This window comes from Paenibacillus sp. N3/727 (assembly GCF_022637315.1).
Classification (GTDB): Bacteria; Bacillota; Bacilli; order Paenibacillales; family Paenibacillaceae; genus Paenibacillus_AQ; species Paenibacillus_AQ uliginis.
Genome location: NZ_CP093336.1, coordinates 115,944 through 137,500, shown reverse-complemented (window position 1 = coordinate 137,500; position 21,557 = coordinate 115,944). Strand labels below are relative to the sequence as shown.

General features: G+C 48.1%; 18 protein-coding genes and 1 other RNA gene. 2 read left to right on the top strand and 17 right to left on the bottom strand.

The window, feature by feature from the left end:
- Positions 1-42 precede the first annotated feature (42 nt).
- The 12 genes from recR to rpoE form a co-directional block, all read right to left on the bottom strand.
- Entirely contained in the window at positions 43-639 is a 597-nt protein-coding gene (recR, locus tag MNQ98_RS00645; protein WP_208916604.1) for a recombination mediator RecR, read from the bottom strand.
- A 27-nt stretch (positions 640-666) separates the two neighbouring features.
- Positions 667-978: a YbaB/EbfC family nucleoid-associated protein gene (locus MNQ98_RS00640; protein ID WP_241931448.1), complete on the bottom strand. Its 312-nt coding sequence runs from the start codon at positions 976-978 to the stop codon at positions 667-669.
- Positions 979-1,017: 39 nt separating this feature from the next.
- On the bottom strand, positions 1,018-2,745 hold the full coding sequence (gene dnaX / locus MNQ98_RS00635) for a DNA polymerase III subunit gamma/tau (protein WP_241931447.1): 1,728 nt from the start codon (positions 2,743-2,745) through the stop codon (positions 1,018-1,020).
- Positions 2,746-3,026: 281 nt separating this feature from the next.
- Positions 3,027-3,293, bottom strand: an RNA gene (ffs, locus tag MNQ98_RS00630) — signal recognition particle sRNA large type.
- A gap of 107 nt (positions 3,294-3,400) precedes the next feature.
- Positions 3,401-3,598: a 50S ribosomal protein L31 gene (gene rpmE, locus MNQ98_RS00625; protein WP_006207505.1), complete on the bottom strand. Its 198-nt coding sequence runs from the start codon at positions 3,596-3,598 to the stop codon at positions 3,401-3,403.
- Between the two features lie 184 nt (positions 3,599-3,782).
- Positions 3,783-5,060 (bottom strand): radical SAM family protein, encoded by a 1,278-nt coding sequence (locus tag MNQ98_RS00620; protein ID WP_241931446.1) that lies wholly within the window; start codon positions 5,058-5,060, stop codon positions 3,783-3,785.
- Between the two features lie 40 nt (positions 5,061-5,100).
- Entirely contained in the window at positions 5,101-6,423 is a 1,323-nt protein-coding gene (gene rho, locus MNQ98_RS00615) for a transcription termination factor Rho (protein WP_241931445.1), read from the bottom strand.
- A gap of 192 nt (positions 6,424-6,615) precedes the next feature.
- Complete coding sequence (locus MNQ98_RS00610) at positions 6,616-7,872, bottom strand: UDP-N-acetylglucosamine 1-carboxyvinyltransferase (RefSeq protein ID WP_208916614.1); 1,257 nt, start codon at positions 7,870-7,872, stop codon at positions 6,616-6,618.
- 290 nt (positions 7,873-8,162) lie between these two features.
- Positions 8,163-9,017 (bottom strand): class II fructose-1,6-bisphosphate aldolase, encoded by an 855-nt coding sequence (gene fba / locus MNQ98_RS00605; RefSeq protein WP_208916617.1) that lies wholly within the window; start codon positions 9,015-9,017, stop codon positions 8,163-8,165.
- A gap of 167 nt (positions 9,018-9,184) precedes the next feature.
- The gene (locus MNQ98_RS00600; RefSeq protein WP_208916619.1) at positions 9,185-9,568 is read right to left on the bottom strand and encodes a response regulator; all 384 of its coding nucleotides are present in this window, start codon (positions 9,566-9,568) and stop codon (positions 9,185-9,187) included.
- A 248-nt stretch (positions 9,569-9,816) separates the two neighbouring features.
- Positions 9,817-11,418, bottom strand: a complete 1,602-nt coding sequence (locus MNQ98_RS00595; protein WP_241931444.1) for a CTP synthase — start codon at positions 11,416-11,418, stop codon at positions 9,817-9,819.
- Between the two features lie 464 nt (positions 11,419-11,882).
- On the bottom strand, positions 11,883-12,440 hold the full coding sequence (gene rpoE / locus MNQ98_RS00590; RefSeq protein ID WP_241931443.1) for a DNA-directed RNA polymerase subunit delta: 558 nt from the start codon (positions 12,438-12,440) through the stop codon (positions 11,883-11,885).
- Between the two features lie 463 nt (positions 12,441-12,903).
- Here rpoE and MNQ98_RS00585 point away from each other — a divergent pair, with 463 nt between their 5' ends.
- Positions 12,904-14,052, top strand: a complete 1,149-nt coding sequence (locus MNQ98_RS00585; RefSeq protein ID WP_241931442.1) for a S8 family peptidase — start codon at positions 12,904-12,906, stop codon at positions 14,050-14,052.
- Between the two features lie 136 nt (positions 14,053-14,188).
- On the opposite strand, the gene argS is transcribed toward MNQ98_RS00585, so the two are convergent.
- The 5 genes from argS to speE form a co-directional block, all read right to left on the bottom strand.
- On the bottom strand, positions 14,189-15,868 hold the full coding sequence (gene argS / locus MNQ98_RS00580; RefSeq protein WP_241931441.1) for an arginine--tRNA ligase: 1,680 nt from the start codon (positions 15,866-15,868) through the stop codon (positions 14,189-14,191).
- A complete protein-coding gene (locus tag MNQ98_RS00575) occupies positions 15,865-16,290 on the bottom strand; it encodes a YwiB family protein (RefSeq protein WP_241931440.1) in 426 nt (141 codons plus the stop codon). Before MNQ98_RS00575 ends, argS begins: the two co-directional genes overlap by 4 nt.
- A 178-nt stretch (positions 16,291-16,468) precedes the next feature.
- Entirely contained in the window at positions 16,469-16,885 is a 417-nt protein-coding gene (locus tag MNQ98_RS00570; RefSeq protein WP_241931439.1) for a hypothetical protein, read from the bottom strand.
- A gap of 568 nt (positions 16,886-17,453) precedes the next feature.
- Positions 17,454-18,323, bottom strand: a complete 870-nt coding sequence (gene speB, locus MNQ98_RS00565) for an agmatinase (protein ID WP_241931438.1) — start codon at positions 18,321-18,323, stop codon at positions 17,454-17,456.
- Positions 18,324-18,339: 16 nt separating this feature from the next.
- The gene (gene speE, locus MNQ98_RS00560) at positions 18,340-19,167 is read right to left on the bottom strand and encodes a polyamine aminopropyltransferase (protein ID WP_208916639.1); all 828 of its coding nucleotides are present in this window, start codon (positions 19,165-19,167) and stop codon (positions 18,340-18,342) included.
- A gap of 262 nt (positions 19,168-19,429) precedes the next feature.
- On the opposite strand from speE, the gene MNQ98_RS00555 reads away from it, so the two are divergent.
- A complete protein-coding gene (locus MNQ98_RS00555) occupies positions 19,430-21,484 on the top strand; it encodes a transglycosylase domain-containing protein (protein WP_241931437.1) in 2,055 nt (684 codons plus the stop codon).
- The last annotated feature ends 73 nt before the right edge of the window (positions 21,485-21,557 follow it).

The following is a 21,557-nucleotide window of genomic DNA, read 5'->3' as shown; positions in this document are numbered from 1 at the left end:
GGACTCCTCATAACTAATCTTTAAAATACATATAAGAAACCGTTAGAGCTCTCTTCGGCCCTCAAGAGCCTTGGACAGCGTCACTTCATCCGCATATTCCAGATCCCCGCCTACCGGCAAACCATGGGCTATACGTGTTACTTTAATTTCGAAGGGACGAACCAATCGTGAAATATACATTGCTGTCGCTTCCCCTTCGATATTCGGGTTGGTAGCCAGAATAAGTTCTTTCACTCGTTCATCACTAAGCCGAGTAAGGAGCTCTTTTAGCCGGATTTCCTCAGGCCCAATCCCCTCCATCGGGGAGATTGCTCCATGAAGCACATGATAGTACCCGTCAAACTCCTTAGTTCGCTCCATCGCCACCAGATCCTTGGCATCCTGTACCACACAGATGACGGATGGATCCCGGGTCTTATCCTGACAGACACGACAGGGATCAGTATCGGTGATATTGCAGCAGACCGAGCAGTAATGAAGATTGCGTTTCACACTGACCAGCGCTTTGGCAAAATCAATGACGTCGTCTTCTTTCATATTAAGGACGTGAAAAGCCAGGCGGGCAGCCGTTTTCGGCCCCACACCCGGCAACCTGGTAAATGCATCGATCAGCTTCGCGATCGGTTCGGGATAGTACAAATGTAAACTACTCCTTCTGCCTATAGATTAGAACAAGCCCGGAATTTTCATACCGCCCGTAAATTTACCCATATCGGTGTTAGCAAGTTCCTCAGCTTTAGTGAGCGCGTCATTTACTGCTGTCATAACGAGATCCTGTAGCATTTCAACGTCGTCTGGATCTACTGCTTCAGGCTTGATGTTAATAGATGTAACTTGCTTGTGACCGCTGACTTGTACGGTAACTACACCGCCGCCAGAAGACCCTTCTACCGATTTCGTAGCGAGTTCTTCCTGCGCCTTCAGCATTTGCTCCTGCATTTTTTTTACCTGCTTCATCATTTGGTTCATATTATTCATGGGTTCATCTCTCCTTTGTGGAATGCACGAAAAAGCGTGCTAATCTTTTATGACAACGAGGTCTTCACCAAATAGCTGGATCGCCTCATCAATCCATGGCTTCTCTCCGCCGGCTTCGGCTTCTTCATGCTCCAGCTTTAATTCCTCGGCTGGAGGCTTACCAGCGCCTTCAACGGCATCGCTCCAATCGCGCAACATCATAGTCACCAGACGGTACGGATTACCGAACTGAGACTCCAGCACTCCCTCAATCACCTGTTTGTTAGCAGGCTTCTCGGTTGTTTCGCGGTGGATGTTATTCTTGAAGGCGACCAGAACGTTATCTTCCCATACGGATACAGGCTCTCCATCCACAAACCAGGCATGAACGGTGACCTTCTCCTCCTTCACGCTCTGTAGGATCTGACCCCACTGCCGCTGCACATTCAAAAATGGCTCACTGGTTTTTGCCGCTACATACTGATCCATATGCTGCGGCTTCTTAGCTGTCGATGCGATTTTCGGAGCAGGGGTCCGTGTAGGTTTGGAAGCATCACGGCCTTCGGCTGCCGGAACGCCTTTCTGCAAAATACGCTCAAGCTTTTTCTCAAGAGAAACTACCTGCTGCTTCAATCGGTTCAGTTCATCGGCATCAGCCGATCTTCCCGCAGAAGCACCTTGTTCAACCGCATCGTCGCCGCCTTGCGGTATTCCGCATAACTTAAGCAGCGCCACTTCAAACAACGTCTGTGGCTGTGATGCGTATTTCATCTCGCTTTGGTAGCGGTTGAGCGTATCAATCATCCGGAAAAGCTCTTCCTTGGAGAAAGCCTCTGCCATCTCCTTGAAATCAGCCGGATTCAGTACACGATCCGTCAGCTTATCTGCTCCTGGGACCATTTTGATCATGAGCAGATCACGGAAGTAATACAGCAAGTTTTCCATGCATTTGTCGGCACTTTTGCCTTCCTGCATAAACTGTTCTACCATTTGCAGCACAAGTCCTGCATCTCCCTGTTTTATGGCAGCGGCCAGACGGCCAAACTGCTCCGAGGGGATGCCTCCTGTCATGTCCATAACCTGCTGATAGGACACCTTGCCTCCGGTAAAGGATGCAATTTGGTCTAAAATGCTAAGTGCATCACGCATTCCACCGTCTGACAATCTTGAAATATACTGCAGGGCAGCCGGCTCAGCAGTAATGCCCTCTTCCAAGCATATGCGCTCCAAGCGCTCACTCTGCTCTTCCAGAGAAACCCTCCGGAAATCGAAACGCTGACACCGTGATATGATGGTGGCCGGCAATTTATGCGGCTCGGTAGTAGCCAATATAAACATCACATGCGCCGGGGGTTCTTCCAGCGTCTTCAGCAATGCATTAAACGCCTCCGTAGTAAGCATGTGTACTTCATCAATAATGTAAACCTTGCGCCGTACCTCGGTAGGTGCGTACTTCACTTTTTCCCGCAAATCGCGGATTTCCTCAACGCCGCGGTTTGATGCCGCGTCAATTTCCTGAACGTCCATTACAGCCCCAGACGTTATCCGCTTGCATACTTCACATTCGTTGCAGGGTTCCTCTGCCGGTCCATTCTCACAGTTCACGGCTTTAGCCAAAATTTTAGCAGCACTGGTCTTACCTGTACCCCGCGGACCGCTGAACAGGTAGGCATGGGAGACCCGCTGCTCGCGGATAGCGTTCTGCAGGGTTTGGATAATATGCCGCTGGCCTACCATGTCGCGGAACGACTGGGGCCTCCAGGCACGATATAACGCAATATGTTCCACTCTGCTTTACCCTCTTTCAACTTCCACTTCCGCGGCTTAATGCCGCTTTTTTTAGAATATAAGAAAGCATAAACTCCCTTATATCACAAGAATAAACTTACCCATAACCCAATCCGGCCAGGCCATATACGTCGATAAAGTTTTTCTTATTATACTACATTCTATACTAATTTCCCCAGCCCAGCAAAACGTTTACCGAGGAAAAAATCAAGGACAGAATTCATGAAAAAAGCACCCCTGTCCAAAATGACAGAGATGCTTGTGTACTCGGTATGTATGTACCGTGCACCTGTTATTGATAATTGCGATCCGAGCGGCAATCCTGAGCAACAACTCGGGTTAGGCACCCCTCCGGCACAAAAGCGGACCTGCTTATGGCTGCTTCCTTCCGGACCTGACCAGGTTCACAAGTGCTCATTGCGGAGGACCCAGCCGTCAACATCGAGCGCAGGGACCAGCCTCACATCGACAATACCTCTAACAGGAATTCAACCTCGCTACAGCGGATTGCGAGTTACAGGGCACCGCTACCTCCCCGTCTAGCACGGCGAAATTAAGTATATCGCATGCATGTCGAAATTGCAACCTGAGGGAAGAACTTGGCGAGCGTTCCATTAAATCGAAAACCCTCCGCACAAGGCGAAGGGTCTGATTATTAGATACCGTATTTCTTTTTAAATCTATCGACACGGCCACCAGCATCCAAGAACTTCTGCTTACCAGTGAAGAACGGATGGCAGTTGGAGCAGATTTCCACGCGAAGGTCCGGCTTTACGGAACCTGTTTCAAACGTGTTACCGCACGCGCAAGTTACCGTGGTAACATGATATTTCGGTTGAATATCTTGTTTCATTAGACTTTCACCTCTTTCCGCCCTGAGCCTCATGCGGACTCAGAGTTAAATGGACACATAAAAAAAGTATATCACGGGGACATTATTTGTGCAATAGCCCATATAAAACGACGCCAGCAGACTCGTCCACGGCCCGAATTTCAGCAGTTGATTGTCAAATAACTGGCATTCTTATCGCCATTTTCTAGATAACGGACGGCTTCTTCTTCGGACGCCTCATTCCGGGAGGTGGTACATGCGTGTACGAGCCAATAACTACATCAGGCAGCTCTTCCTGCATAATCTCAATCGCTTGCTTCATACCAAGGATTTCTCCTTGCGCAGGCGGAATCAGCTCAAGATAACTCTCCGGATCAATATTCAAGTTCCGAAGCTGAATCAGACGGAGACCTGTGCGGCGGACAAACTCGATCATGGCCTCAACCTCTTCCTCACGGTCGGTGACACCCGGGAAGATAAGATAGTTGATGGACGTATATACCCCCTGATCAGTCGCATACCGCAGTGATTTCTCTACATTAGCCAGGTTGTAGCCGCGGGGCTTATAGTAGGCATTGTAGTGATCATCCAGTGCACTAATCGTGCTGACACGCATCAAATCAAGGCCGGCATCCACGATGCCGCGGATAAAATCGGTCAACCCAGCGTTAGTGTTGATGTTGATGTAACCCATATCTGTGATGGACCGGACTTCGCGCATCGCTTCAATGATAATCTTCGCTTGTGTGGAAGGCTCGCCTTCACAACCCTGTCCGAAGCTGATAATGGACTCCGGTGTCTTCAAGTGCTCCAACATAATTTGAACCAGTTCATCCGTGCGGGGGCGGAAGTTCATCCGGGTCTGAGGTGATACAAAGCCACTGTCGTCCGGCTGTTCTGAAATACACCCGAAGCATCCTGCATTACAGGAATAGGATACTGGTACAGCACCCTCCCAGCGGTTCAGAAATGTGTTGGATGCCGTCAAGCATTCATAACCGAGCGCACAATTGGACAGATGTTCATAGAGACGGTTCTCCGGGTATTTTTCAGTCAATTTCTTAACGCCCAGCTCCAACTCTCCCAAATCACAGTTAACGGGATTCCACTTCTCGGGATCGTCTGTTAAACGGGCAGCTGTATAGAAAGCTCCATCTTTCCACACGACAGCAGAGTAACCAAACAGCGGAAGTTTATATTCTTTATCCGTCTTTACGTATCCAGGAAGACACAGACGTGTATATCCTTGAGGCAAAAGAGCGCCAACGGCTGTCTCGTTCCCAGGTAGCGCAGACATTTCCCCCGTTTCCGGATCCATTCCGATAGCACGGGTGTTCGGCAGCCCCACCAGGGTTGCGCCTTCCGGCAGTGGAATCAATTCATCTTCCAGTATCTCAACAATCATATCCCCACTGCGAGCAAGCCCGAACAGTTCGGAATGATCATAGACATTTCCTTGCTCATCTGCATAAACCAAATACATGTCGTTCTCCTATTCTAAGGTTGATTCTCAAGCCTTGCTCTCAGCCTTGTGTAACTGAGGCCGTCGAAGGACGCGTTGTGCGTCTTGTCGGTTGGCTTGGTGCTGCAGAACCATTGCCCCCGTTTACATCGAACGAAGCGAGGAATTCGGCGTTGGTCTTGCTATCCCGCATTTTTTTGAGGAAACCTTCCACAAAATCAGCGGAGTCGTTCATATTTTTACGAATAGCCCAAATCGTGTCCAGTTCTTCCTTACTTAGAAGCACTTCTTCACGCCGTGTGCCAGAGCGTCTGATGTCGATCGCAGGGAAAATACGACGTTCCGCAAATCTGCGGTCCAGGTGCAGCTCCATATTACCGGTTCCTTTGAACTCTTCATAGATGACATCGTCCATTCTTGAACCTGTGTCAACCAAAGCCGTCGCCAAAATCGTCAGACTACCGCCTTCCTCTACGTTACGCGCCGAACCAAAGAACCGCTTCGGACGATGAAATGCTGCCGGATCAATACCGCCGCTGAGTGTTCTGCCAGAGGGTGGAATGACAAGGTTATATGCCCGTGCCAACCGTGTAATGCTATCCAGCAAAATGACGACATCCTTCTTATGCTCAACCAGCCGCAGTGCGCGCTCCAGAACAAGTTCCGCAACCTTAATATGGTTCTCTGGCAGCTCGTCGAATGTCGATGCAACCACTTCACCCTTTACAGAGCGCTGCATGTCAGTTACTTCTTCAGGACGTTCGTCAATGAGCAGTACAAACAGTTCGATTTCGGGATGATTGGTTGAAATACTGTTGGCAATTTCTTTTAAGAGGAGCGTCTTTCCCGCTTTTGGCGGAGCTACGATCAAACCGCGTTGTCCTAAGCCTACAGGAGCAAGTAAGTCCATAATTCGGGTGGACAACTGATTAGGGGATGTTTCTAACACTAGCTTATCTTGCGGATAAAGAGGAGTCAGGGCCGGGAAATGCAAGCGTTCCGCTGCAATTGCAGGGTTCTCACCATTAACGGCATTTACCTGCAACAGACCGAAGTACCGTTCATTCTCTTTAGGAGTTCTGCACTTGCCAGAGACCAAATCTCCTGTTCTCAAATCAAACTTGCGTATCTGAGAAGCAGAAATGTAGATATCCTCGGTGCTCGGAAGATAGTTGATCGGTCTCAAAAAGCCGTATCCCTCTGGTAAAACTTCGAGAACACCTTCCATAAACATCAGGCCGCTCTGTTCCGCCTGTGCCCGGAGAATAGCGAATATAAGTTCTTTCTTCTTCAGCTGACCATAGTACGGTATCTGGTACTTTTTGGCCAGTTTATACAGATCCGTCAGCTTCATGCCTTCCAAATCGGAAATTTGTAAATCCATTCAATAACCACCTATTCAATTATTAATTCTGGGTAAGGCTTTTCAGCCGCTTCAAGTCTATAAGTCTATGATTGCATCACTAGGATAGGATTACCCAATTCAGAGGGAGATATGCAGGCCAGGTAACCTTTTTTGTGAATTCTTAAAAAGGGCCGCCTCTGCTACCTCCCTATGAGGGTTATGTTATCCTGATTAATCTTCTGTCTCCCGCCATACATCAGCGCCAAGCAGACGAAGATTGGTGACCAGATGGTCATAACCACGGTCAATAAACTCCACGCCGCTGACTTCTGTAACACCTTCCGGAACAGTCAATCCCGCAATGACAAGTGCCGCGCCTGCACGAAGATCGGTTGCCTTTACTTTGGCAGCATTCAGCTTCCCGCCATCGATAATAGCAGAGCGTCCTTCGACACGAATTTTCGCTCCCATACGCACCAATTCCGGTACATGCTTGAACCGGTTACTGTATACAAAATCGCTAAGCACACTGACACCCTCCGCCTGCGTCAGCAAGCTGGTCATCGGAGATTGGAGATCCGTTGCAAATCCGGGATAAACGAGCGCCTTCACATCAACATGCCCATAGCGTTCCTTACCGATGACCCGGATGCTTTCGTCCAGCTCTTCAATACCGACACCCATCTCCAGCAGCTTGGCTGTGAGAGCCTCCAAATGTTTAGGAATGACATTATCAATTACAACATCACCGCGAGTAGCTGCTGCGGCAATCATATAAGTTCCGGCTTGAATCCGGTCGGGAATAATGGAATGACGGCAGCCATGCATATGAGTGACGCCTTCGATCCGGATCGTTTCCGTACCGGCGCCCTTAATGACAGCTCCCATGGAATTTAACAAAGTAGCAACATCTATGATTTCAGGCTCTTTCGCCGCATTTTCGATAATTGTGGAGCCTTTGGCTTTCGCAGCCGCCAGCATAATGTTAATTGTCGCCCCGACACTACTTACGTCCAGATAAATTTTTGCGCCCCGCAGCTCTTTCGCGTGCAGATGAATAGCGCCATGCTCATTAGTCACGGTCGCTCCAAGCGCTTCAAATCCTTTGATATGCTGGTCGATAGGACGAGGTTCAAAGTTACAGCCGCCCGGCAGGCCGATAACGGCTTCTTTAAATCTTCCAAGCATTGCGCCCATCATATAATACGAAGCGCGAAGCTTCTTAACAGGCCCGTTTGGCATCGGAATGGATTTGATTCTGGAAGGATCGATTTTCATCTGATTACCTTCCCACAAAACTTGTCCGCCCAGTTCTTCCAATATTTCAGAATACACAGCTACATCACTCAAAAGTGGCAAGTTGTCCAGCACAACTTCTGTTTCCGCCAGAATCGCTGCAGGTATTAATGCAATCGCACTGTTTTTGGCACCACTGATTGTCACAGTACCTTGCAGTGGACGTCCACCGCTGATCATCAATTTTTCCATAAGCTTAAGGGTCCCCCTACATCACTTCGCAGCCGATAATGGTTATGATTGGCAATAGATAACAAGCGACAAACACAGTTTCGCCGTCATAGGATGACATTCGTTTCTAAGAGAAGAATAAAAAATAGCAGCAGAATTATGGCTACCCACAATTAAAATGGAAAAACACCGGCTTAGCGGTGTGCTTTCCATTCTAAACTATGGAAGTGGACAGCCCTCAGAGGGCTGTCCTCATTTATGTTAAATCAAAAATATTTTGAAGTGCCAAAAAGGCAAATCGCAAAAATCAATTATGCTTTGTTGTTGGATCCAAATTCGCGGATTTTACCAATAACCGTTTGTTTGATTGCTTCACGGCCTGGTTTGAGGAATGTACGCGGATCGTAAGCTTCTGGCTTCGCAGCAAGCACTTCACGAACAGCTTTCGAGAATTCAATTTGGTTCTCAGTGTTCACGTTGATCTTGGAAGTACCCAGCGAGATAGCTTTCTTGATATCATGAGTCGGGATACCTGTTCCGCCATGAAGAACGAGCGGCAGGCTGACTGCGTTACGGATTTCTTCCATTTCTTTAAAGCCAAGGTTAGGCTCGCCTTTGTATGGTCCATGTACAGAACCCAATGCAGGTGCAAGAGTGTCGATACCCGTCTCGTTCACGATACGTACACAGTCGTCCAACTTCGCATACATAACATCACCGATAACGTCATCTTCCTGACCGCCAACCATTCCAACTTCTGCTTCAACAGAAACACCTTTAGCATGTGCATACTCAACCACTTGCTTCGTTGTTGCAATGTTGGTGTCAATCGGGCTGTGGGAGTCATCGATCATAACAGAAGTAAATCCTGCGTCGATAGCTTCCTTACATTTCTCAACACTTGAACCATGGTCCAAATGGATAGCTACAGGTACAGTAATTTTTAAGTCTTCGATGAGGCCTTGTACCATTTTTACAACCGTATTAAAACCGCCCATGTAACGCGCTGCACCTTCAGATACACCAAGAATTACCGGCGACTTCTCTTCTTCTGCCGCTTCAAGAATCGCATGTGTCCACTCGAGGTTATTGATGTTGTATTGACCAACTGCATACTTTCCTTCGAGAGCTTTGTTAAGCATGTCTTTCATTGATACTAATGGCATGGTCCATCCTCCTATAGTCGATATGTCTAGTATATATAGCCGACGTTCTTATACGTTAGTATTATACCACATCGCGTAATAAATACTAAACAAGCAAATAGCAAAAAGCTGTGCATCCTCTCACAAGAGGCAAAAAAAGAATTCTGCCATAACGCAGAATTCAATGTTTAACTGCATGTATTCGTTTTATTTTTAAGTTGCATATTGACGGCCAGGCGCATTTCATCAATATCGAAAGGTTTGGTGAAATGCATCAGAGCCCCGAGATCTGTCGCTTCCTTAATCATATCTAGCTCACCGTACGCGGTCATCATGATCACTTTGATATCCGGATTCATCTGTTTGATATGCTTTAAAATTTCAAGTCCGTCCATTCCAGGAATTTTCATATCGAGCAGTACTAAATCAGGTTCATGCTTCCTCACAATATCGAGCGCTATCTTGCCGTTGGCAGCCTGGTAAGTCTCATAACCTTCGCTACTAAAAACCTCCATCAGCAAAATGCGAATCCCGTTCTGATCGTCCACAATCAACACTTTATGTTTGTCCATTCAACAGCCTCCCCATCAATGATCAGCGTTATATATATCAAACGAAATAAAAGTTCCTAACTTTCCCTTGACTAACCATTATTTGTATTCGCCTGATGATAGCGAATTCCTTCCTTACATCTGAAAAGTACTCAAAAAAACAATGTTTTTCTTCATACTTATCGCAAGGAACTGGAAATTTCATTTTATGGACGGTTCATTTCTTTGGCATACAAAAAAACCCTCCCTAATGAGGGAGGATTTGCGTATTAAGACTGATGTTGAATCGAAGCTTTTACAAACTCACGGAACAGCGGCTGCGGACGGTTCGGACGGGACGTAAATTCCGGATGGAACTGAACTGCAAGGAACCAAGGATGTCCTGGAAGCTCCACGATTTCCACCAATCTTCCGTCAGGAGACGTGCCGGAAATGCGCAGGCCTGCTTTTTCAATATCTTCACGGTATTGGTTGTTGAACTCATACCGGTGACGGTGTCTTTCATAAACCAGTTCATCATCGTAGCAAGACATAGCCAGGGAACCCGGTGTCAGCTTACAAGGATACAAGCCAAGACGCATGGTGCCGCCCAAATCCTCCACGTCCTTCTGCTCCGGCAGAAGGTCGATGACTGGATATTCTGTTGCCGGGTTGATCTCGGAGCTATTAGCACCTTCCAGACCAACCAAAGAGCGTGCATACTCGATAACGGATACCTGCATGCCAAGACAAATACCGAAGAAAGGAATGTTCTGCTCACGAGCGTAACGGATTGCTGTGATTTTTCCTTCAATACCACGGTCGCCGAAGCCGCCTGGTACGAGGATACCACCGATTCCGCCGAGCATCTGCTCCACATTGCTCTGGGTAATTTCTTCCGCGTTAACCCAGCGGATCTTCACTTCAGCATTAGCATCGAATCCGGCATGTGACAACGACTCAACCACACTAAGATAAGCATCATGAAGGGCAACGTATTTACCTACAATTGCAATTTCAACGCTCTTCTCCAGCTTGGAAACGCGGTCCACGAGCGCTTCCCACTCGGTCATATCCGGCTCCGGTGTGTTCAGCTTCAAGTGATTTACTACGATCTCGTCAAGACCTTCCTCACGCAAATTCAGAGGAACTTCGTACAGTGTGGATGCATCACGGCATTCTACAACCGCATTCGCGTCAATGTCGCAGAACAGAGCTATTTTAGCTTTCATCTCAGTAGAAAGCTCATGCTCGGTCCGGCATACGATAACATTTGGCTGAATACCGATGCTGCGGAGTTCTTTTACGCTGTGCTGGGTTGGCTTCGTCTTCACTTCGCCGGCTGCTTTGATATACGGGATGAGCGTTACGTGAATGTACATCACGTTATCGCGGCCCACTTCGCTTTTGATTTGGCGGATCGCCTCAAGGAACGGAAGGCTTTCGATGTCGCCTACAGTACCTCCGATTTCCGTAATTACGACGTCAGAGCCTGCCTCGCGTCCAGCGCGGAACACACGCTCCTTGATTTCATTCGTAATGTGCGGGATAACTTGAACGGTGCCGCCCAAATACTCTCCACGGCGCTCCTTGCTAATAACGGAGGAGTATATTTTACCAGTCGTGACGTTGCTGTTCTTCGACAGATTGATATCAATAAAACGCTCATAGTGCCCAAGGTCCAAGTCCGTCTCCGCGCCGTCGTCCGTTACGAACACTTCGCCGTGCTGATAAGGGCTCATCGTACCCGGATCTATATTAATGTAAGGATCAAATTTCTGGATCGTTACCTTTAGCCCTCTGTTCTTCAGCAGTCTGCCGAGCGAAGCCGCGGTAATCCCTTTACCCAAGGAAGACACAACCCCGCCTGTTACGAAAATATACTTTGTCACAGTAAAAACCCTCCTAAATAAATTCGAAAAAATCAGGCGACATATGATGTTTATGGTAACCCTTTTACTTCTGATTCATCATCAAACAGCAATAAAAATGAACGGTGCCCGCTTCTATAGTAAAAAAGCGAGCCGACCAATTGACATATGACAGCTTTCCGGTGAATCAAGCCGGCCTGTCAGCTAACAGCAAATAACCCTATAATCACGCGCCGTTAACCCACGAGGTTACTTGAAATCCGCAAATGGTGCTGCGTACACTATTACAACAATTCCCTAAAACAAACAAAAAAAGTGACCCCGAAAAGTAACGGGGCACTTTTATAAATTAATCATATTTAAACACTTAAATCATAAGCCCAAGCAATAGTTTACTCTGTGCCTTGTCTCCTTGTCAAGAGAAGAACCAGCCCCAAATCGCCCCAATATGGAGGCAAAAAACTAAAGCATGAGAAACCATTTATTTATCGGTCCAAATCGTTGTCGTTCTCATCCTCATCCGAGGCGTCTTCATCCTCGTCCTCAGAATCCTCATCGTCCATATCATCGTCGTCAAGGACAACTTCTTCGTCTACTTCTTCATCGGCATCGTCATCATCGGAATAGATATCATCATCTGATTCTTCATCGACGTTGTCGTAATCTTCTTCCGTATCATCCACGCTATATGTTTCTTCTTCGTCTGCGAAATCATCATCGTCGTCCTCGTCATTAATGATGCGCGGACGCTTCGCATTCGCCACGGGATCGTCGGAACGCTCAAGAGGGTACCACCGCTTCAAGCCCCACAAGTTGGTGCCAACGCAGGCAAAACGCCCATCGATATTGATCTCGGTATATAACTGAGCAATCGTTTCGTTAATTTCTTGTTCCTTAAAACCGCGAATCTTGGCCACCTCATTCATCAGGTCACGGTAGTAATACGGCGTATTAGCCGCTTTGAGTACCATAAAAGCCAGGTCCACCATCGGGATTTCCTGAATCTTTTCTGGATCGATTTTTAAATTGAGCGGATTACTCACTAACGTACACTTCCTCTCACGCAATCTTCACCTTGCATACCATCATTATCTCAACATATCCATTATCAAAACTAAGTAAAACCTATTTAGACTCAAAAATCAAGTTTTTATCACTTCACTGCCAACGCAAGTAGAAACGACTTCGTCGTCCTGTTCTAAGGGCGACAGAGTTTCTGCGAAAAATATAAGCCAAGTATAAAGATCCAGATTTATACTTTCTTACATTTAGAAAAAGACGGAGAGCAACTCTCCGCCTTCTGACTGTATCCGCCCCAAGGATCGACTCCTCACGGGATAGATGAAAGAACCCCAATGTTCTCTCCGTTTATATTATGTTCGCCATTAGCGTTTGACACGCCGAACAGGGCCTATTTCCCTGAAAAAAGGGCAGTGTCCCATTCGGGCAGCCTCCTCCATTCATACAATACTTCAGCAACGGTTCATCGAAGGGGGATTGCCAGGCATGAACTACACCCGGATCATGCAATCATTGCTTTTGGAGACGGCCCCTCTGCAGCACGGCCTGGAAGAGGATCGGAGGATCCTGACATTTCATGACCCTAAGGTCTACTTCGACTGCGTTCATGAATGGAATGAGCTGTCCGGATCCGCCTCACATTTGCAGAATGTCAGTTATTCTTCACTCACTCACTCGATTATCGCCTCATCTTCCCTTACAGCCCGTATGGAATCAGAATTTAAGCATGATATAACCGTGGAGGAAGATAGCCGGGTATGCATTCATGCCGTACAAGGTAGCATTGGCTCCGGTCCGGGAGTACCTTGGGGAGTCAAACAGATTAGAGCCCCCCAAGCCTGGTCGATCTCAACCGGGCATCGTATCAAGATCGGGGTTATCGATACCGGTGTGGACTTCAGCCATCCTGACCTCCAACATTCCGTGACTAGAGGAGTCAATCTGGTCAATCGAGGTACGCTGCCCTATGATGACAACGGTCACGGCACACACATCTCCGGTACCATCGCAGCAGCTAATAGCACCCAGGGAATGATCGGGGTCGCCCCTAGATCGACAGTGTATCCTGTAAAAGCGTTCGACCACAACGGATCCGCTTTTGTGTCGGATATTGTCATGGGCATTGACTGGTGTGTGAATACCGGTGTTGACATTATCAATATGAGTTTCGGTATGCACACCCGCAGCCGCGCCCTGCTTGATATCGTCTCTAAAGCCTATCAGTCCGGCGTCATTATTGTAGCTTCCTCAGGTAACGACGGTAAGCGTCGTTCCGTGGATTACCCGGCCCGTTATCCGCAGACCATCTCGGTAGGAGCAACGGACCGGAACCGTAGAATTCCGCCTTTCAGCAACCGGGGGCAGTATGTTGATATTTATGCTCCAGGCGACAAAATTGTATCAGCCTGGCTGCACGGTAAATATCATGAAATGAGCGGCACTTCTATGGCAACCTCCCATATCAGCGGCACAATCGCCCTCCTGCTGGCGCAAAAGCCCGGTATCAAACCCGCCACAATCAAGTCACTGCTGCGGCGAACCTCGATTCCACTACGTCTTCGTAAAGGTCGAACGATGTCTGACAGTGGCGAAGTTCAAACACTAAAATTCCTCCGTGAAGGATTAAAGCTTTAATCTCATGGAATCGGAAGTATCGTTTCATGTCATAACAAACAGCCGCTTGCCTATAACGGGTAAGCGGCTGTTAAGGTTGAATCGGTTGTCTCATTCCGTTACTACGCGCTATAACTGGCGTAGAGACGATTCGCTGTTACATCCGTTCTGGGGCAGATACGCCCACTAGACGCAGCACATTCGCCAGAACGGTCCGAACAGCTCCGAGAAGCGCAAACCTCGCTTGAGTCTGCTCTGCATCCTCTGTGATCACACGTTCGGCTCTGTAATAACTGTGGAACAACGAAGCCAGTTCATATACATAGCGGATGAGGCGGTGTGGCGCATAGTTCTCAGCGGCAAGAGATACTTCTTGAGGAAGCTCGCCGATTTTGCGTAAGATGTCATATTCGTGCTCTGCTATAAGGAAGCTGAGGTTCACATCCTTCAGTGGAAGCAGGTCGATCCCCTGTTCTTCAGCTTGGCGGAACACACTGCAAATCCGTGCATGAGCATACTGCACATAAAACACCGGATTTTCATTGGACGTCGAAACAGCCAGATCCATGTCAAAATCAAGGTGCGAATCCATGCTTCGCATCGTGAAGAAATAGCGGATCGCATCGACGCCTACTTCATCCATCAGATCTTCCATCGTTACGGCTTTGCCGGTACGCTTGGACATTTTCACCTTTTCGCCGTCCTGGAACAGACTTACCATCTGGGCTATCAATACGATCAGCTTGGCCGGATCGTTGCCCAAAGCCTCCATGGCGGCCTTCATCCGTGGAATATATCCATGATGGTCCGCACCCCAGATATTCATCACACGGTCATAGCCGCGCTCATATTTATTGCGGTGATAAGCGATATCCGGGGTCAAATAGGTGTATGTGCCATCATTTTTCACAAGTACGCGATCCTTGTCGTCGCCGTAATCCGTCGTACGCAGCCAAGTTGCTCCGTCCTGATCGTACGCCTCGCCCTTGCTTCTCAGCTCTTCAAGAACCTGCACAACCAAACCGTTCTCATAGAGAGACGTTTCACTGAACCATTCGTCAAAATGAACGCGGAAACGACTCAGATCGCGTTTGATCTTGCCAAGCTCTTTCTCCAGTCCGTATTGACGGAAGAAGTCCGTCCGCTCCTCCGGCGACAGGGATAGCAGGGAATCGCCTTTTTCAGCAACCAGCTCTTTAGCAAATCCTTTGATGTCTTCTCCATGGTAGCCGTCCTCCGGCATCTCAACTTCTTGCCCCAGCTCCTGCAGATAGCGCGCTTCGATGGATTTGCACAGGTTAACCACCTGGTTGCCGGCATCGTTAATGTAGTATTCACGGGTAACTTCATAGTCTGCAAAATCGAGCACGTTGCAAAGCGCATCACCGACTGCTGCTCCGCGGGCATGTCCCAAATGAAGGCTTCCCGTCGGGTTGGCACTGACAAACTCCATCTGGATCTTTTGACCTTGGCCTGTCTTTACGCGTCCGTAGTTCTCTCCCTCTTGTTGAATAAGTCCAATTACGGGATAAAGGTAGCTTTTGTTCAACGTAAAGTTAATAAAACCCGGGCCCGCAATTTCCGCTTTTTCAATCGATGCTTTGCCCATATCCAGATGCTCCAGAATGGCTTCCGCGATCTGGCGTGGGTTCTTCTTCGCAATCCGAGTCAACTGCATTGCAGCGTTTGTGGCCAAATCGCCGTGCGACTTGTCCTTCGGCACCTCTAGCGTGATGGCAGGCAATTCTTCGCGGGACACCAGTCCTGCCGCTACCGCTGCGTCAGCTACCGCTTCAGCAACAAGCTGATTAATGTGATCGAGTGGATTCAATGTCATGATTCATGAGCCTCCTGAATAGTCAAACTGATAGAAAAGTGTCCCGAAAACTCATCGAACACATATAAATCATACGCCCACGAAGCGCTGCCGGACATGCCGCTGAGATTGATGCTCAGATGCTGGGTGTGCGTAGACAAATTAAATGAGGTGAAAGGGGAACGGTAATAGCCTGGCAGTTTTTGCCCAAGCCTGAAAGCCTGCTCCGATTGTACTTCACCGTGACGTATAATCTTCAGCTCGTCCTCGGTCAGCTTCACAGTCGTGCGGGTCTCTCCTTGGTACGGCCCCATCTTTGGTTCTTCGTAGCGAACATATAAAGCGCTCCCCTTGGCAAATACCTCTGCCGGAAGCTGCTGCACCGTATTCTCTCCTTCATGAAGGCTCTGAAGACGGATCGTCGCTTGTTTTCGGTCTGACATGATAACGCTCCTCTTTTCCTTACCTATTGTATTACTATATCCAGTATGGCACGGCAATTCAATTGAGGATTTTTGCAAATTTTCATAGAATGACCTTTGACTAACCATATATTGATATAAAAGATCCTGTAAATCTATATATTGCATTAGAAAAGTAATGAAAATTTGCAAACCCCTTTCAGTCAGTGTATTTCTGTGCCCATTGTGTTCTCCATTCCCCATAGGAAATGCCGGTCACTTCTTCAAGTGTTCTGCCATCCAGAGAATAAAGGCTACCATCCAATCCACCGACATCCGGTGTAGATGTACCTCCAATGACTTCACCGTCTGACATCATAATATTTACTATTGTATTTGTGTTGTACTTTTTATCCAAAGGGTGACTGGAACCTAACTGCAGAAGAGATTTATCCAGCCTGTAGGTAAAAACCTTACCTTGACGAGCCACAATCTTGTACCCCTGTGATTCAACATAGTTTGCAGCCGACTCTTCATCCTCTGACCACGGCGAATCTGAACCGCAACCTAATGGAATTAGCAAAAGCAGTATTGCCCAAATGAAATATGCCAATAACGGGAACTTTTTTCGGATCACCTTGTACCCTCCAAAAAAACGTCTTTGACGCTATTATATACACTCTAATTACAATAAAGGGCCGAGACCGTAGAGATCCAATAAAAGAAGCTTAATCCCCACTCTGGCTTGACCTCCATTAATCAGGATAAAAAACATATATTTACGATATAATTCCAACTCCTTATACTATATCCGAGTTTAAAACAGCCGCCCGGAACGGTGGAATTAATATCACTAATCCATTGTTAAACGTATTTAGCTTTAAAATGAAAAACAAGCATCCCCCGATAGCTACAGGCTCAGGAATAGGGATGCTTGTTTTTTCAATTCACGATCCGATCCCGCAATAGTAGGGGACCGGATCGTGAAAGGTTCTATATTCTGCCGAGGCAGCAAAAATGAGCCAAGGCAACCCCGCATGAAAGGCCCCCAATGGCGATCCCGAAGGGAAGCCGAGGAAGGGCCGAGCACACGCTCTAGCCCCGCTTCCTTCCACCACCCTACCTCAAACGCCAGTTCCGGGTGTCCAGAGGGCAGAGCCCTCTGGGGTCCTCCCTCCCAGGGAGGATTTAGGTGGGTGCCCCTCCTACTTTACAAACCCCAACAGCATCTCGCGGATCAGCTTCGCTGCGACAATCTGGGTCTGTTCGGTCGGATCATAGATCGGTGCCACTTCCACCAGATCACAGCCAACAACGTTCACATCGGAGTTCGCGATCAGATGTACAGCTTCCAGCAGTTCCTTCGATGTAATGCCGCCTGCTTCAGCGGTACCCGTACCAGGTGCTGCAGAAGGGTCCAGAACATCAATGTCAATCGTCACGTATACGGGGCGATTTCCCATTTGTGGAAGAGCTTCTTTCAGTGGAGCAGCTACCTCAAACGGGTGGAAATTGATGTTCTTATGTCCGAACTGGAACTCCTCACGGGAACCGGAACGGATACCGAACTGATAAATGTTCTTCCCGCCCATGATCTCAGCCGCTTTGCGGACCGGCGTGGAGTGGGATAAAGGCTCTCCCTCATAATGTTCACGCAAGTCAGCATGCGCATCAATATGAATCAGCAGCAGGTCTGGATATTTCTCGTGCATCTTTTGGATAATCGGCCAAGTGACTAAATGCTCGCCGCCAAGGCCAATCGGAAACTTGCCTTCATCCAAGAGCTTGCCCACATATTCTCCAATAACCTCCAGGCTGCGCCCTGCGTTGCCGAAAGGCAGCATCAGATCACCAGCGTCGAAATAGGTTATATCTTCAATGCTTTTATCCAGGTAAGGGCTATACTCTTCCAATCCTACGGATGCCTGACGAATCCGGGACGGGCCAAAACGCGAACCCGGACGGAAGCTGACGGTAAAGTCCATCGGCATCCCGTAGATGACCGCTTTGGAATTCTCATAATCGTCGGAGCTGCAAATAAATACGTTGCCAGAGTAGGCTTGATCCAGTTTCATTTGAGTACGTTCCCCCTTACTTCACCAAGTCTTCTACGAATTTAGGCAGCACGAAAGCTGCTTTGTGCAGGCGTGGTGAGTAATACTTCGTATCCATCTCATCAATAGCCGACTCATCGACTTCAAGCGGATCATACTTTTTGCTGCCCATGGTGAAAGTCCACAGACCACTTGGGTAGGTCGGAATGTTGGCACCATACACACGCACGATCGGGAAGATTTCCTTCACGTCTTTGTTTACCTGCTGAATCAGGTCCGCTTTGAACCAAGGGTTGTCGGTCTGCGCAACGAAAATACCGTCTTCCTTAAGCGCCTCATAAATGCCTTGGTAGAAACCGCGCTCAAACAAAGGTGCAGCGGGGCCTACAGGTTCTGTAGAATCGACCATGATGACGTCATATTCGTTCTTATGTTCCAAAATGTGCATATATCCATCGTTAACCAGTACTTCTACCTTCGGATCGTCAAGCTTACCAGCAATCTCTGGCAGGTACTGCTTCGAGTATTCAATAACTTTCCCGTCGATTTCGACGAGTACGGCTTTTTCCACTCCTGGATGCTTAATCACTTCGCGAATAACGCCGCCGTCTCCGCCGCCCACAACGAGCACTTTTTTCGGATTCGGATGCGTGTTCAGTGCGGGGTGAGCGACCATCTCATGATAGACGAATTCGTCCTTAATCGTAGTCATGACCATTCCATCCAGGACAAGCATGCGTCCAAATTCTTCGGTATCGATCATATCCAGCTGTTGAAACTCCGTCTTCTCATGTACAAACGTTTCCCGAATTTTCGCCGTAATGCCGAAAGTCGGCGTTTGTTTCTCCGTATACCATAATTCCATCGTCTCTACCTTCTTTCCGCTAGAATAAATGTTCAGCCTTCCAGATCCAAGCCGTAAAACTTTATTCGGGCGAGATGCCTCTAGTATCAGTTTCACACTTTTTCTATTTTACCAAACAAATAAGATTATATTAAAACAGGCCCAAAATGCAACCAAATTATCCAGCATCCCGTTCGAATCGCAAAAAACCATACCCGATCTATGAATATCCTTACTCATAGGACCCCATAATGTATAGCAAAAGGATGAGAGGGGTATTCATATGGCGGGACACAATCATAAACCGAATAAACGTAAAAGACCGCTATTCCGGCTCACCATTGTTCTATTCGGACTCCTCGTGCTTTCGCTCATCGCTGGCGGTGTTATGCTGGCCTATTTGTACATCACGCCGCTGCCTGTTGCCGAGACCCAGCGCTATTCCCGGTTGCTGGACAGCCGCGGTGACGTGATCGCCACGTTCTCCTCTTCCGGTCATCCTCCCGAACGAGTCCTACTAGAAGGCATCTCACCGCTGCTCATCAAAGCTACATTAGCGGTGGAAGATCGCAAATTCTATGACCATCCGGGATTCGACCTCAAAGGCATGGCCCGGGCCGTGCTCGTCAATCTCGAGCATATGGATAGCAAACAGGGTGCAAGCACGCTAACCCAACAGCTTGCCCGAAATCTATATTTATCCCATGAGAAGACACTGGTCCGGAAGCTCAAAGAAGCCAAGTTCACAGCCCAGCTTGAGATGAAATACGATAAAGATGAAATTCTGGAAATGTACTTAAACGAAATTTATTACGGACACGGGGCATACGGCATAGAATCGGCGGCGCTGATGTATTTTGACAAACCGGCAAAAGATCTGAGTCTCGCTGAAAGTGCCATGCTTGCTGGAATTCCGAAGGGTCCGACCTACTACTCACCTTACAACCATATGGATAATGCGGTTAATCGGCAAAAAATCGTACTCAACGCTATGGTCGAAACCGGTTTTATTACACGTGCCGAAGCCGATAAGGCCGCTTCCGTAAATGTAGCGCTTCAGCCGCAAGACCGTCAGCAGAACAAGGTGATCGCTTCTTTTTTCCGGGATTATGTACGCGGCCTTGTCACCAAGCAGCTTAACATCACGGAGGAGCAGCTTGAGCAAGGCGGTTTGAACATCTACACCACCCTTGATCCTCAAGCCCAGAAGGCAGCAGAAGAAGCCGTAGAAAAAGAGATGGACAGCAAAAGCGAATTGGAGACAGCACTCGTATCGATAGATCCTCGCAACGGTCATATCAAAGCCATGGTTGGGGGGAAGAACTATCGCGAAAATCAATACAATCACGCCCTTGCCAAAACACGCCAGCCGGGCTCTACATTCAAACCGATCATGTATTTGACGGCTATCGCCTCCCGCCAAATGACGGGAATTTCGATGTTCAATAGCCAACCGACCCTGTTCCATTACGATAACAACCGAAAAACGTACCAGCCTAGTAATTTCGGGGACAAATATCTCGGTGAAATTAACATGCGCCAGGCAATCGCTGCTTCCGACAATATTTATGCAGTAAATACGGTCTTACAGATCGGCCCTGAAGAGGTGAAGGAAATGGCCAAGAAAATGGGCATCTCAAGTCCCCTCGAGGCGGTACCATCTCTCGCACTGGGAACATCACCAATCAGTCCGTTGGAGATGGCATCCGCTTTTGCGGTTCTTGCCAGCAATGGACAGCGTATTCCACCTATAGCGGTGCTCCGGATTACGGATGTGACCGGACGAAATCTCTATACCGCACCGGAGGAGAAGGGTGAACAGGTGGTAGAACCTGCGGCAGCTTACGTTTTGACCCGTATGATGGAAGGTGTCTTTGAGACGGGAGGCACCGGCAGACGAGTCTCCTCATTAATGAAGCGTCCTGTTGCTGGTAAGACCGGGACAACAGATACCGATGCCTGGCTCGTGGGTTATACCCCGGAATTGTCGACTGCTGTCTGGGTTGGATATGACAAAGGAAGGCAGATTAATTCGACTGACTCACGACGGGCTGCACCGATTTTTGCGCAGTTTACAGAAAAGGCGTTGGAAAGTGTACCTCCAAAAATTTTTCCTATCCCAGAAAATGTCGTCAGCGCCTACATTGATCCCAAGACTGGCAAACTGGCCGATACGGAATGCCCAGAGAAATCGCTTGAAGTATTCATTAAGGGAACTGAGCCTGTGGAATACTGTGACGCGCATGGCGGTAAGCAAAAATCTGTGAAGCCCGAGGACACCGTGAAGCAGGAGGAACGGTCATGGTGGTCTGACTTCAAGCGTTGGTGGGTGGAGTAACACGCCCTCCCGCTCTCCCTGTTGTGCCTTGAGTTCATTGTACGAATAAAAACAAGCCCTGCATCGGATTTCG

Bases quoted from the DNA above. Each gene is read 5' to 3' on its own strand.
- MNQ98_RS00640 (WP_241931448.1), bottom strand. From the start codon at position 978: ATGAATAATATGAACCAAATGATGAAGCAGGTAAAAAAAATGCAGGAG.
- rpmE (WP_006207505.1), bottom strand. From the start codon at position 3,598: ATGAAACAAGATATTCAACCGAAATATCATGTTACCACGGTAACTTGC.
- MNQ98_RS00620 (WP_241931446.1), bottom strand. From the start codon at position 5,060: ATGTATTTGGTTTATGCAGATGAGCAAGGAAATGTCTATGATCATTCC.
- rho (WP_241931445.1), bottom strand. From the start codon at position 6,423: ATGGATTTACAAATTTCCGATTTGGAAGGCATGAAGCTGACGGATCTG.
- MNQ98_RS00610 (WP_208916614.1), bottom strand. From the start codon at position 7,872: ATGGAAAAATTGATGATCAGCGGTGGACGTCCACTGCAAGGTACTGTG.
- fba (WP_208916617.1), bottom strand. From the start codon at position 9,017: ATGCCATTAGTATCAATGAAAGACATGCTTAACAAAGCTCTCGAAGGA.
- MNQ98_RS00600 (WP_208916619.1), bottom strand. From the start codon at position 9,568: ATGGACAAACATAAAGTGTTGATTGTGGACGATCAGAACGGGATTCGC.
- MNQ98_RS00585 (WP_241931442.1), top strand. From the start codon at position 12,904: ATGAACTACACCCGGATCATGCAATCATTGCTTTTGGAGACGGCCCCT.
- argS (WP_241931441.1), bottom strand. From the start codon at position 15,868: ATGACATTGAATCCACTCGATCACATTAATCAGCTTGTTGCTGAAGCG.
- MNQ98_RS00575 (WP_241931440.1), bottom strand. From the start codon at position 16,290: ATGTCAGACCGAAAACAAGCGACGATCCGTCTTCAGAGCCTTCATGAA.
- speB (WP_241931438.1), bottom strand. From the start codon at position 18,323: ATGAAACTGGATCAAGCCTACTCTGGCAACGTATTTATTTGCAGCTCC.
- speE (WP_208916639.1), bottom strand. From the start codon at position 19,167: ATGGAATTATGGTATACGGAGAAACAAACGCCGACTTTCGGCATTACG.
- MNQ98_RS00555 (WP_241931437.1), top strand. From the start codon at position 19,430: ATGGCGGGACACAATCATAAACCGAATAAACGTAAAAGACCGCTATTC.